The 10,732-nt window shown below is 58.5% G+C and carries 9 protein-coding genes and 1 pseudogene; 5 read left to right on the top strand and 5 right to left on the bottom strand.

All coding sequences use genetic code 11. From position 1 onward, the window contains the following. Nucleotides 1-167 precede the first annotated feature (167 nt). From FQK12_RS27680 to FQK12_RS13945, 4 genes and pseudogenes are all read right to left on the bottom strand, one after another. The gene (locus FQK12_RS27680; protein WP_014228056.1) at nt 168-914 is read right to left on the bottom strand and encodes an SAM-dependent methyltransferase; all 747 of its coding nucleotides are present in this window, start codon (nt 912-914) and stop codon (nt 168-170) included. A gap of 360 nt (nt 915-1,274) precedes the next feature. Continuing rightward, nucleotides 1,275-1,700 (bottom strand): annotated as a pseudogene (locus FQK12_RS27675) (class I SAM-dependent methyltransferase); the annotation flags it as partial. Between the two features lie 113 nt (nt 1,701-1,813). Beyond that, a complete protein-coding gene (locus FQK12_RS13950) occupies nt 1,814-2,365 on the bottom strand; it encodes a GNAT family N-acetyltransferase (RefSeq protein WP_014228055.1) in 552 nt (183 codons plus the stop codon). 10 nt (nt 2,366-2,375) lie between these two features. Continuing rightward, nucleotides 2,376-2,633 (bottom strand): YjhX family toxin, encoded by a 258-nt coding sequence (locus FQK12_RS13945; protein ID WP_004110819.1) that lies wholly within the window; start codon nt 2,631-2,633, stop codon nt 2,376-2,378. Nucleotides 2,634-3,308: 675 nt separating this feature from the next. Between FQK12_RS13945 and uxuA the strand changes: the two genes are divergently transcribed. The 5 genes from uxuA to foxA all read left to right on the top strand — a co-directional run bounded on the left by uxuA (nt 3,309) and on the right by foxA (nt 10,332). Next, nucleotides 3,309-4,493 carry a mannonate dehydratase gene (gene uxuA, locus FQK12_RS13940; protein WP_014228054.1) on the top strand — a complete coding sequence of 395 codons (1,185 nt, stop codon included), beginning with the start codon at nt 3,309-3,311 and terminating at the stop codon, nt 4,491-4,493. Nucleotides 4,494-4,566: 73 nt separating this feature from the next. Then, entirely contained in the window at nt 4,567-6,042 is a 1,476-nt protein-coding gene (locus FQK12_RS13935; RefSeq protein ID WP_014228053.1) for a fructuronate reductase, read from the top strand. Nucleotides 6,043-6,180: 138 nt separating this feature from the next. Continuing rightward, nucleotides 6,181-6,957, top strand: a complete 777-nt coding sequence (uxuR, locus tag FQK12_RS13930; RefSeq protein ID WP_004847986.1) for a Uxu operon transcriptional regulator — start codon at nt 6,181-6,183, stop codon at nt 6,955-6,957. Nucleotides 6,958-7,109: 152 nt separating this feature from the next. Next, on the top strand, nt 7,110-8,102 hold the full coding sequence (locus tag FQK12_RS13925) for a helix-turn-helix transcriptional regulator (RefSeq protein ID WP_014228052.1): 993 nt from the start codon (nt 7,110-7,112) through the stop codon (nt 8,100-8,102). Between the two features lie 121 nt (nt 8,103-8,223). Further along, on the top strand, nt 8,224-10,332 hold the full coding sequence (gene foxA, locus FQK12_RS13920) for a ferrioxamine B receptor FoxA (RefSeq protein WP_086073898.1): 2,109 nt from the start codon (nt 8,224-8,226) through the stop codon (nt 10,330-10,332). A gap of 42 nt (nt 10,333-10,374) precedes the next feature. Here foxA and FQK12_RS13915 read toward each other — a convergent pair whose 3' ends face one another. Then, nucleotides 10,375-10,626 carry a zinc ribbon domain-containing protein gene (locus tag FQK12_RS13915; RefSeq protein WP_038423350.1) on the bottom strand — a complete coding sequence of 84 codons (252 nt, stop codon included), beginning with the start codon at nt 10,624-10,626 and terminating at the stop codon, nt 10,375-10,377. Nucleotides 10,627-10,732 lie beyond the last annotated feature (106 nt).

Raw genomic sequence — 10,732 nt, 5'->3', positions numbered from 1 at the left:
CCCCAAGAAATTATCCTGAAAACGTAATGAATATGGCCAGTTCGCCGCTAACCGGCTGCTGTCCTGGGCAATGCGTAAACTGACAAGAGAACATCCAGGGACGCCCTTTCCTGCCGTTCTGCCCCCCTGATCCCGGCATAGCCTTCCTGCTATGCCGGGTCTTTCAACTACCGCTTGATTAACGCAAATACGCCCCAGCCAAAATATTCACGCGTATAAGTCGCATGGCGTTTTGGCGCCATCGTCAGCTCCGCCCGGACTTCTGGCACAAACTCATCATCGGGGTTTTCCTCTAACCAACGGCGCATGGTGAGCCATTTCGCCGCTTCGTAGCGGTCCCAACCTTCCTGGTCCGCCAGCACCATTTCGACGAGGTCATAGCCAAGCGCATCGTAAGAGGAGACCAGATCGGCAAGCGTCAGAAAGTCGGCGAGCGAAGAGGCGCCACAGGCCTGTGCTATCTCTTCCGTTGCCGGTACCTGGCGCCAGTACGGTTCGCCGATCAGCAGCATACCGCCGGGCTTGAGGCTTTTGCTCAGCAGCTCGATAGTCCCGGCGACGCCGCCGGCGATCCAGGTCGCGCCCACGCAGGCGGCGATGTCGCATTTTTCCTCGGCCACATAACCGGCGGCGTCCTGGTGAATAAACGTCACGCGGTCGGCAACGCCGAGCTCTTCTGCCCGCAGCTTAGCCTGCTCGCTGAACAGCGCGCTCATGTCGACGCCGATGCCGCGAATGCCGTGATCGCGCGCCCAGGTACAGAGCATCTCCCCCGATCCGCTGCCGAGGTCGAGTATCCGGGTTCCGGCCTTCATTCGCAGCGCGCGGCCAAGAGCGGCGTATTTTTCCGGCGTAAACGGGTTATGGATGCGGTGAGCGCTTTCACTAATGGTGAAAATACGTGGAATATCCAATGGTTGAATTCCTTTTATGGGTTTTGCGGAAAGAGAATCGGGAACGTTTTTTTCGGCCAGCAGCGCGTACAGCTTGCCGGTAAAGGTTTCGCTGACCGGCCATTCCACCTCATCCGGGCGGGTAATGGTGGTCAAACCCGCCGTGCGCAGCAGGTCGAGATAAGCGTCATCGTGCCAGGCGGTCATCCGGCTGCCGAAGCGCGTCACCTTGCCGCTCTCTTCAATCGCCATAAACCGCGTGGAGCTGGTTTGAGCCGCCGGATCCCAGGCGTGCTCCGTCAGCAGCAGGTACGGAACATCAAGAAACAGCCCCTGCGGACAGCGCTGCCAGCCGGGATCGGCCATTCCCTGACGTTTAACTTCAGCATAGGTATGAACCTCGATGAGCAGCTTTCCCCACGGAACCAGCCACTGCGCGCAGCGATGAACCAGCGAGCGGGCCTCAGCCGCGCTGAACACGTTCAGTTCACCGAAGGTCATCATAATGAAATCAAACTGGGTTTCCGGCGCGTACTCGCGAACGTCCTGCTGGTGATAGGCAATATCCAGCCCGGCCGCCTGCGCCTGCTGCCGGGCCCAGGCGATCGACGCCGGCGAAAAATCCACGCCCGTACAGTAAAAGCCGCGCTCCGCCAGCAGGCGGGTGTAAAAGCCCGGCCCGCAGCCGAGGTCCAGAATGCGCGCGCCGGCGGGTAGCTGTCCGGCAATCCACGCGACCTGTTGTTCGATAACCGACCGCCTGCGGCTGGCCCAGTCGTGCTCCTGCGACAGATGGTTCTCCAGCATACGCTGGCTAAAAGCCGGTTCATCCCAGGGGATTTTGCGCTCCCGGGATGACAACGCGATATGCCTGGAACCGGTAATAATCGTGCCAATAGTCATCATCATCTCCTTATTGATTACTCGCGCCAGTGCTCGGGTTTCATTAACGCCCGGGCGCACTGTATCTGGCCCGTTCGTCCCAGCGGCTGAGACGAAATCGGCTGCAGCATCCAGCAGCCTTTATGCGCCGCGGGAATCGGATAAGGCGCCGGATAGCCTTTATCTCCCGCGCATGGCTCAAACCCGTACCTGGGGTAGTAAGCGGCGTGGCCCAGAACAAATACCATCTGGCTTCCCATTGCTTTCAACTGCTCAATGCCGTGCCGGATAAGCTCTCCGCCAACGCCCACGCCCTGGTATTCCGGCACCACCGCCAGGGGAGCAAGGATGTGCATCATCGGCGAGTCCGGCTCCCCTTTGAACGTCGCCCGGGTGAATAAAATATGCCCAACCGCCTCTCCGTTATGCCTGGCCAGCAGCGATAGCGTCGGGCAGGCGCTCTCATCGTTGAGCAAATCGGCCACCAGCCTGGCCTCTTTGCTGTAGCCGAAAGCCCGGGTTTCGACGTCGAGAATGTCATCGGTATCGCCTTCAGAGGCGACATGAAAAGTGAAGCTGTGGTTTGTCATCAGAGGCTCCTTAGCGATTGTCCAGCTGTGCGCGGACGTTATTCAGCCCGGTGGTATTGATGCGGTAGGGCTGTCCGTTGACGGACTTAATCAGCTTTTTGGTTTTGAGTTTTTTGAAAACGGCGAGCGTGCAGTCGCTGAGCAGGAGCCCTTCGCGGCTGTAGCATTCAACAGAGGTGACGCGGCCTGATGCATCGCGGATGTGCGCGATCCGGCCACCTTTAGCGAGAACGTGTAAGGTACGTTGTTCCTGACGGGATAGATTCATACTGAAGAAACCTGTTAATCATCATGCGTAAAAACGAGCCAACACCCGCAGGTGTTCGCGTAAGGTTTAAGCGCAGCGATAACCAGTCCGGCCTGAAAAGGTCGGGAAGCTGATTATCTGATGATGACATTCTCCAGCATCAAAGCCTCGGTGAGAGTTGAAAAGGTATTTACCAGCGGAATGATAACACGTAGTTTTTATATGGAAATCGTAATAATCAAAAAGTGTGATCTGCTGCGAGTCCGTACGCGCTCCGGCCGGTATCAATGACCGCCTCCGTTCTTCTGGTCGATAGGTTTGGCACATTGGTTAACCATTTCGCAACACATCGCTACCCGCCGCGCACTGGCCCTATGCCCATGAAGAATTCCACTTCTCCGGTTCTGAGTAATCTCTTGAAGTACATGAAAAATGCTTAACACTAACGCCAGCAGAATCAGCCCGCGCCCCGTGGCGGTTTAACAATGCCGCCCTGTTTAACGTTCCCTCCCCTTCACGCATCTCCGTCACACTTTGGTTTACCAATTTGCCATTCATGGTTGACATGTTCGACCAATTGGAGGAATTTATACGCCATATCGTCTGGTTTCCCCTCCGTTACGATGGTTGACCGGAACCGACGCTACCATCAAAGCAGCGGCCTGAAGCAGGTCAATAACGTGAAAGAGGTTAAGCATGGAACAGACATGGCGCTGGTATGGCCCTAACGATCCGGTCACTTTAGCTGACGTCCGTCAGGCGGGCGCAACCGGAGTGGTTACCGCCCTGCACCATATCCCGAACGGTGAAGTGTGGACGGTTGACGAAATCCTCAAGCGTAAAGCCATCGTGGAAGCCGCCGGGCTGGTATGGTCGGTGGTCGAAAGCGTACCGATTCACGAAGAGATCAAAACCCATACCGGCAACTACGCCAAGTGGATCGCTAACTACCAGCAGAGCCTGCGCAATCTGGCCCAATGCGGCATCCGTACCGTGTGCTACAACTTTATGCCGGTCCTCGACTGGACCCGTACCGACCTGGAATACGTCCTGCCGGATGGCTCCAAAGCCCTGCGTTTCGATCAAATTGAATTCGCCGCCTTTGAACTGCATATCCTCAAGCGTCCGGGCGCGGAAGCGGACTACACCGCCGAAGAGGTCGCTCAGGCGAATCAGCGTTTCGCCGCCATGAGCGATGAAGATAAAGCGCGCCTGACCCGCAACATTATCGCCGGTCTGCCGGGCGCGGAAGAGGGATATACCCTCGACCAGTTCCGCCAGCACCTTGCCACCTATAAAGATATTGATAAAGCCGCGCTGCGCGAGAATTTCGCCGTCTTCCTGAAAGCGATTATCCCCGTCGCCGAAGAGGTTGGCGTACGTATGGCGGTACACCCGGACGATCCGCCGCGCCCGATTCTCGGCCTGCCGCGCATCGTCTCGACCATTGAAGATATGCAGTGGATGGTCGACACGGTGAACAGCATGGCTAACGGCTTTACCATGTGCACCGGCTCCTACGGGGTCCGCGCCGACAACGATCTTGTGGATATGATTAAGCAGTTCGGCCCGCGCATTTACTTCACCCATCTGCGCTCTACGCTGCGCGAAGAGAACCCGAAAACGTTCCACGAAGCCGCTCACCTGCACGGCGACGTGGACATGTACGAAGTGGTGAAAGCGATTGTTGAAGAAGAGCACCGCCGTAAAGCGGAAGGCAAAGAGGATCTTATCCCTATGCGTCCTGACCACGGCCACCAGATGCTCGACGATCTGAAAAAGAAAACCAACCCCGGCTATTCCGCGATTGGTCGCCTGAAAGGGCTGGCTGAAGTTCGCGGCGTCGAGCTGGCGATTCAGCGCGCTTTTTTTAGCCGCTAATTCCTGACTGGCGGGGCCGACGTCCCGCCTTTACCTCTTCGGCCGCCTTTTGCGGCCCACTCTGGAGTTTGCTATGACTGCAACCATTGCCGACAGCAACCTGCCGGTGACGCGCCCCGCGTGGGATCGTTCTCGCCTGGAATCCCGCATCGTTCACCTGGGCTGCGGCGCATTTCACCGCGCGCATCAGGCGCTTTATACCCATCATCTGCTGGAAACCAGCGACAGCGACTGGGGCATCTGCGAAGTCAACCTGATGCCGGGCAACGATCGCGTTCTGATTGAACAGCTGAAAAATCAGCAGCTGCTCTACACGGTGGCGGAAAAAGGCGCTGACAGCACCGCGCTGAAAATTATCGGTTCGATGAAAGAGGCGCTGCATCCGGAAATCGACGGCTGTGACGGCATTCTGCGCGCCATGACGCGTCCGCACACGGCAATCGTCTCCCTGACGGTCACTGAAAAAGGCTACTGCACCGATGCGGCCAGCGGCCAGCTCGATCTCAACAACCCGCTGATTCAACACGACCTCGCCAACCCGACGACGCCGAAATCCGCCATAGGATATATTGTCGAAGCGCTGCGCCTGCGCCGTGAACAGGGGCTTGAGGCCTTTACGGTGATGTCCTGCGATAACGTCCGCGAGAATGGCCACGTGGCGAAAGTGGCGGTGCTTGGCCTGGCCCAGGCGCGCGACCCGCTGCTGGCGGCGTGGATTGAAGCCCATGCCACCTTCCCGTGCACCATGGTTGACCGCATCGTACCCGCGGCGACGCCGGAAACGCTGCAGGAGATTGCCGACCAGCTTGGGGTCTACGATCCGTGCGCCATCGCCTGCGAACCGTTCCGCCAGTGGGTGATTGAAGATAGCTTCGTCAGCGGCCGCCCGGCGTGGGATAAAGTCGGCGCGCAGTTTGTTGAAGACGTCGTGCCGTTTGAAATGATGAAGCTGCGGATGCTCAACGGCAGCCACTCCTTCCTGGCGTATCTTGGCTATCTCGGCGGCTATGAAACCATCGCCGATACCATGACCAACCCGGCCTATCGTGAAGCGGCTTTCGCCCTGATGATGCAGGAGCAGGCGCCGACGCTCTCCATGCCGGAAGGCACCGATCTCCAGGCCTACGCCACGCTGCTGATTGCCCGTTTCAGCAACCCGTCGCTGCGCCATCGTACCTGGCAGATCGCCATGGACGGTAGCCAGAAGCTGCCGCAGCGCCTGCTGGATCCCATCCGTTTGCATCTGCAAAACGGCAGCAGCTGGCGCCATCTGGCGCTCGGCGTGGCGGGCTGGATGCGCTATACCCAGGGCATCGACGAGCGGGGGCAGCCTATTGATGTCGTCGACCCGCTGCTGGCGGAGATCCAACAGATCAACCAGCGTTTTCAGGGTGCAGAACGCGTCGCCGCGCTGCTGGCGTTAAGCGGAATTTTTGCCCACGATCTGCCGGACAATAGCGATTTTATTGCGGCGGTGACGCAGGCTTACCACGCGCTGTGCGAACGCGGCGCCCGCGAGTGCGTTGCGGCGCTCGGCGGCGGCCTGTAACGCTCTGTCCTGCCACGGGTCAACTGAACACCAATGTGGTTGACCCGTTTTCCCACTCTCCGCGCAAGGGGAGGTGCCAACCCCCTGGCCAGATGCTATAGTCAGCCACCGGGCTATCGCATCTCACAACATAACATCATGAAATCACAAACTTCTCAGCACAGACCCTATCAGGAAGTCGGCGCGTTGATCCGCAATCTGATCGTCCAGACGCCCTATAACCCCGGCGATCGCTTACCGCCGGAACGCGAAATCGCCGAGATGCTGGACGTGACCCGCACCGTGGTCCGCGAGGCGCTGATCATGCTGGAGATTAAAGGGCTGGTCGAAGTGCGCCGCGGCGCCGGGATCTACGTGCTCGATAACGCCGTCGGAGAAGGCGCGGCGGAGAGCGCGGACATCAATCATTGCAATGATGCCGGTCCGTTTGAACTGCTGCAGGCCCGCCAGCTGCTGGAGAGCAATATCGCCGAATTTGCCGCACTGCAGGCAACCCGGGAAGATATCATCAAAATGCGCCAGGCTTTGCAGCTGGAAGAGCGCGAGCTGGCCAGCAGCGCGCCGGGCGGCTCCGAAAGCGGCGATATGCAGTTTCATCTGGCCATTGCCGAAGCGACCCACAACAGTATGCTGGTCGAGCTGTTCAGGCAGTCATGGCAGTGGCGGGAAAATAACCCCATGTGGATCCAGCTGCACCGCCATCTCGGCGATACCCACTACCGTCAGGAGTGGCTGGTGGATCACAAACGGATCCTCGCCGCCTTAATCAAAAAAGACGCCCGGGCGGCCAAGCTTGCCATGTGGCAGCATCTGGAAAACGTCAAACGCCGCCTGCTGGAGTTCTCCAACGTCGATGATATCTACTTCGACGGCTACCTGTTCGACTCCTGGCCGCTGGACAACGCTGACGCCTGATCCCTGCCGCTGGCGCACGGATAGCGGCCGTCCGCGCGCCTTCTGTGCCGCAGCGCAAAAGTTGATAATGATTCTCATCTTTATTGTCGCCCTGCCCGCGCAGTGATAAGGTGACGTCATCCGATGACGCCCTCTCCGGTGCCGAAAACCGCATGAACAAGACAACTACGCAGAACGAACCCGCCCGCCAGGCGCTGAGGAAAACCTTCTCCGTCAGCGAGTTTATGGCGTTTGGTGAACGATACGGTATCGACTACCGCTTCCCGCAGCTGCTGCAAAAGCCGGAGCCTCCGCACGCCAGCCCGGTGCTGCGGGGAGAAGTGGAAGAGATGACCCTGCCCTGCGGCATGTGCGTCACCCATTCTGATGTTCACGTATTGCAGCCTTATGAGACCACCTCCCGCCACAGTAGCCCGCTCTATATGCTGGTGGTGCTGGAAGGCTGCGTCGCGCTGACCCTCAACGGGGAGCAGCACCTGGTGCGTTCCGGGATGGCCTTCACCTCGCGCCTTAGCGAACATCAGGCCATGCGCGCCCGCCACGATGCCGACAGCCGGCTCCGTACGCTCTCCCTCGGACTCTACCCGGACGGCACCTGGCGCGATGGCCTGCTCGATTCATTGATGCGCGAGTGGGAAAGGTGCCAGACGCCAACGCTTATCTGGCAGATACCGGGTTTTCTGCTGAGCGGACTGCAGTACGCGCAGCAGAGCGCGCTGAGTCGCGTGTCCCGACAGCTGATGCTGGAAGGGCTTATCCTGCAGCTGTTCGGCCATGGACTGAGCGTCTGTCAGGATGAAAGCGCGAAGCACGTCGCCCCGGCGGGCGGCGAACAGCAGCGGCTGGAGAGAGTTCGCCGCCTGCTGGAGCAGGCGCCGGAAAACGACTACACCCTCAATGAGCTGGCCCAGCGGGCGGCGATGAGCTCCAGCAGCTTGCGCAGTAAGTTTCGCCAGGCCTACGGCTGTTCGGTTTTTGACTACCTGCGCGATTGCCGCCTGGCGCGGGCAAGAAGCTATCTGCTGGAGGGCTATAGCGTGCAGCAGGCGGCCTGGATGTCGGGCTACCAGCACGCCACCAACTTCTCTACCGCTTTTCGTCGGCGCTACGGCATCTCGCCCTGCGATGTGCAAAAGCCGGGCTAATCCATTTTTCCCCTTTTTGCGAAAAATAGTCAGCGGCTTTGGCAGCGCGCATACGTATCCTGGCATTGCGCATAGCTATAGACAGCATCAAAAAGGTAATAATTCTTATTAACAATTAGAAATGCCTTTGGAGATGTTCATGTTTGCGAAAACTCGCCTGGCGCTACTGGTAGGATGGGTGACCGGCGGCGTCGCCTTCCCGCTGCTGGCCCAGGAAACAACAAAAAACGAAACCATCGTGGTCACTTCGCAGATGCAGAGCGGCGCGACCAAAATTGCCACCCCGGATATAGAGACCCCGCAATCGGTGTCTATTATCACGCGCGAGCAGTTTGAAGAACAGGGCGCGATCAGCGTCCGCCAGGCCGTGAGCTATACCCCCGGGGTTTACAGCAACCAGATTGGCGCCTCCAACCGCTTTGACTATATCGTCCTGCGCGGCTTCTCCGACGGCAGCCTGGATAACGTCTATCTCGACGGCCTGAAAATGATGGGCGATACCAACTCGCACAGCTCGCTGGTGGTCGATCCGTGGTTCCTGGAAAATATCGAAGTGGTGCGCGGCCCGGCCTCGGTGCTGTACGGCCGCTCTTCGCCCGGCGGCATCGTCGCCCTCACCTCGCGTAAACCCTCATTCGATCCCGGCGGAGAAATTAAGCTGTTTGCCGGGAATAACAACCAGCGCGGGGCGGCGTTTGACGTTACCGGGGCGCTGGACGATAACGATCGCGTGGCGGCGCGCTTAAGCGGCATGACCCGCTATGCAGACTCGCAGTTTGATACCTTAAAAGAGCAGCGCTACGCGATTATGCCCAGCCTGACCTGGCGCATCACCGACCAGACGCGCCTTGATTTAATGGCCTATCTGCATCGCGACCCGGAGGGCGGCAGCCACTCGGGCCTCCCCTATGAAGGTACCGTGGTGCCGCACTACGGCAAGAAAATCGCTAACACCTTCTTCGAGGGAGAAGATGACTACGACAAGTACGATCGCCGCGAAAATATGGTCGGCTACAACTTCGAGCATCTGTTTGATAACGGCTGGTCGGTGCGGCAGAAGCTGCGCTACCTGCATACCAAAGTCGAGCTGAATCAGGTTTATGCCGCGGGCTGGCTGAACGAAACCGAGCTGAACCGCGGCTATTCCGGCTCGGACGAAAAGATGAACGCCATCACCCTCGATAACCAGCTCGACGGCAGCGTCGATACCTGGGCCGTTAACCATCGCCTGCTGATAGGGATCGACTATCAGGACCGCAGCAACGACACCACCGGCTACTATGGCGCATTCCCGGCCATTGACGCTTTTAATCCGGTCTACGGCGCGAAGCCGGATTACATCACCATGTACAGCCGCGAGAAGCACAAGCTGCGCCAGACCGGCTACTATTTACAGGATCAAATGTCCTGGGAGCGCTGGCGTTTGACCCTCGGCGGGCGCTACGACCAGGTCAGCGTCTCCAACATCGATAAGCTTAATCAAACGCGCAGCGATCTGGATAAGAACAACTTCAGCACCCGCGCCGCGCTGCTGTATCTGTTCGATAACGGGTTTGCCCCGTACATCAGCTACTCCACCGCCTTTACGCCCACCAGCTTCGCCGACGAAAACGGCAACGTGCTGGATCCGATGAAAGGCAAGCAGTGGGAAGCCGGGCTGAAGTATGAGCCGGAAGGAATGAACAGCCAGTTCAGCGCCTCGGTATTCCGCATCAATCAGACCAATATCGCCACCAAAGAAGAGCCGACCGATCCGTATCGTTCGATTGGTGAAATTGAGTCGAAAGGGGTGGAGCTGGAGGCGATAAGCCAGCTAACGGATAGCTTCCGCCTGCAGGCCGCCTATACCTACACCGACATTCGCTATAAGAAAAGCAGCCCGGAAGAGCAAGGCAAGCGTGCCGTTTACGCGCCGCGCAATCAGGCCAGCGCCTGGCTGAGCTATGATGTGAAAAGCGGCCCGCTGGATGGCCTGACGCTGGGTTCCGGCGTGCGCTACGTCAACGGCATTACCAGCGACCGCCTGAATACGCACACTCTGCCGTCCTATACGCTGGTGGATATGGCGATCGGCTATGACCTGTCGAAGGTGGGAATTAAAGGCCTCAGCGCCCAGCTGAACGTGAATAACCTGACCGACAAGAGCTACGTTGCCGCCTGTAACTCGCTCTCTTACTGCTACTTTGGCGCAGAGCGCAGTATCGTCGGCAGCGTCTCCTGGAAGTTCTGATCGCGCTAAAAAAGCCCGGAGTGTTGCGCTCCGGGCTGCGGGTTACTCTTCCGCTTTATGGGCCCACGCGGGCATGGCCGTTAAGTAGCGCATCGCCCGCTTGCGCGCTTCCGCGGGGCCGACCTTCTGCCAGGAATCGAGGAACTCGGCCAGGCCGGAGACGGCGTCCTCCCAGGATTTAAGCTTCCCCTCGCTATCGCAGCACCAGGCGCAGTACTCGTCGCTTGCGCTTTTCGCCTCCCCGGCGGACATCGGCATTCCACAGGCCTGACAAAACCGTTCTTGCTGTGACATAGAGCGCTCCTTTCTTGCGGATTGAGCATAAAAAATACAGCATTGTTTGCACAATAACGTTCTGCCAGTTCAAATATCCGTAAATTATTTGTGGTTATTGTTGTAT

The sequence above is a fragment of the Klebsiella sp. ME-303 genome (assembly GCF_007910085.1).
Taxonomy (GTDB): Bacteria; Pseudomonadota; Gammaproteobacteria; order Enterobacterales; family Enterobacteriaceae; genus Klebsiella; species Klebsiella michiganensis.
Note: the sequence above shows the minus strand (reverse complement) of the source record. Positions and strands in the feature narration are given on the sequence as shown.

Excerpts from the sequence above, each read along its gene's own strand:
- FQK12_RS13950 (WP_014228055.1), bottom strand. The coding sequence starts at position 2,365 with ATGACAAACCACAGCTTCACTTTTCATGTCGCCTCTGAAGGCGATACC.
- FQK12_RS13945 (WP_004110819.1), bottom strand. The coding sequence starts at position 2,633 with ATGAATCTATCCCGTCAGGAACAACGTACCTTACACGTTCTCGCTAAA.
- uxuA (WP_014228054.1), top strand. The coding sequence starts at position 3,309 with ATGGAACAGACATGGCGCTGGTATGGCCCTAACGATCCGGTCACTTTA.
- FQK12_RS13935 (WP_014228053.1), top strand. The coding sequence starts at position 4,567 with ATGACTGCAACCATTGCCGACAGCAACCTGCCGGTGACGCGCCCCGCG.
- uxuR (WP_004847986.1), top strand. The coding sequence starts at position 6,181 with ATGAAATCACAAACTTCTCAGCACAGACCCTATCAGGAAGTCGGCGCG.
- FQK12_RS13925 (WP_014228052.1), top strand. The coding sequence starts at position 7,110 with ATGAACAAGACAACTACGCAGAACGAACCCGCCCGCCAGGCGCTGAGG.
- foxA (WP_086073898.1), top strand. The coding sequence starts at position 8,224 with ATGCCTTTGGAGATGTTCATGTTTGCGAAAACTCGCCTGGCGCTACTG.
- FQK12_RS13915 (WP_038423350.1), bottom strand. The coding sequence starts at position 10,626 with ATGTCACAGCAAGAACGGTTTTGTCAGGCCTGTGGAATGCCGATGTCC.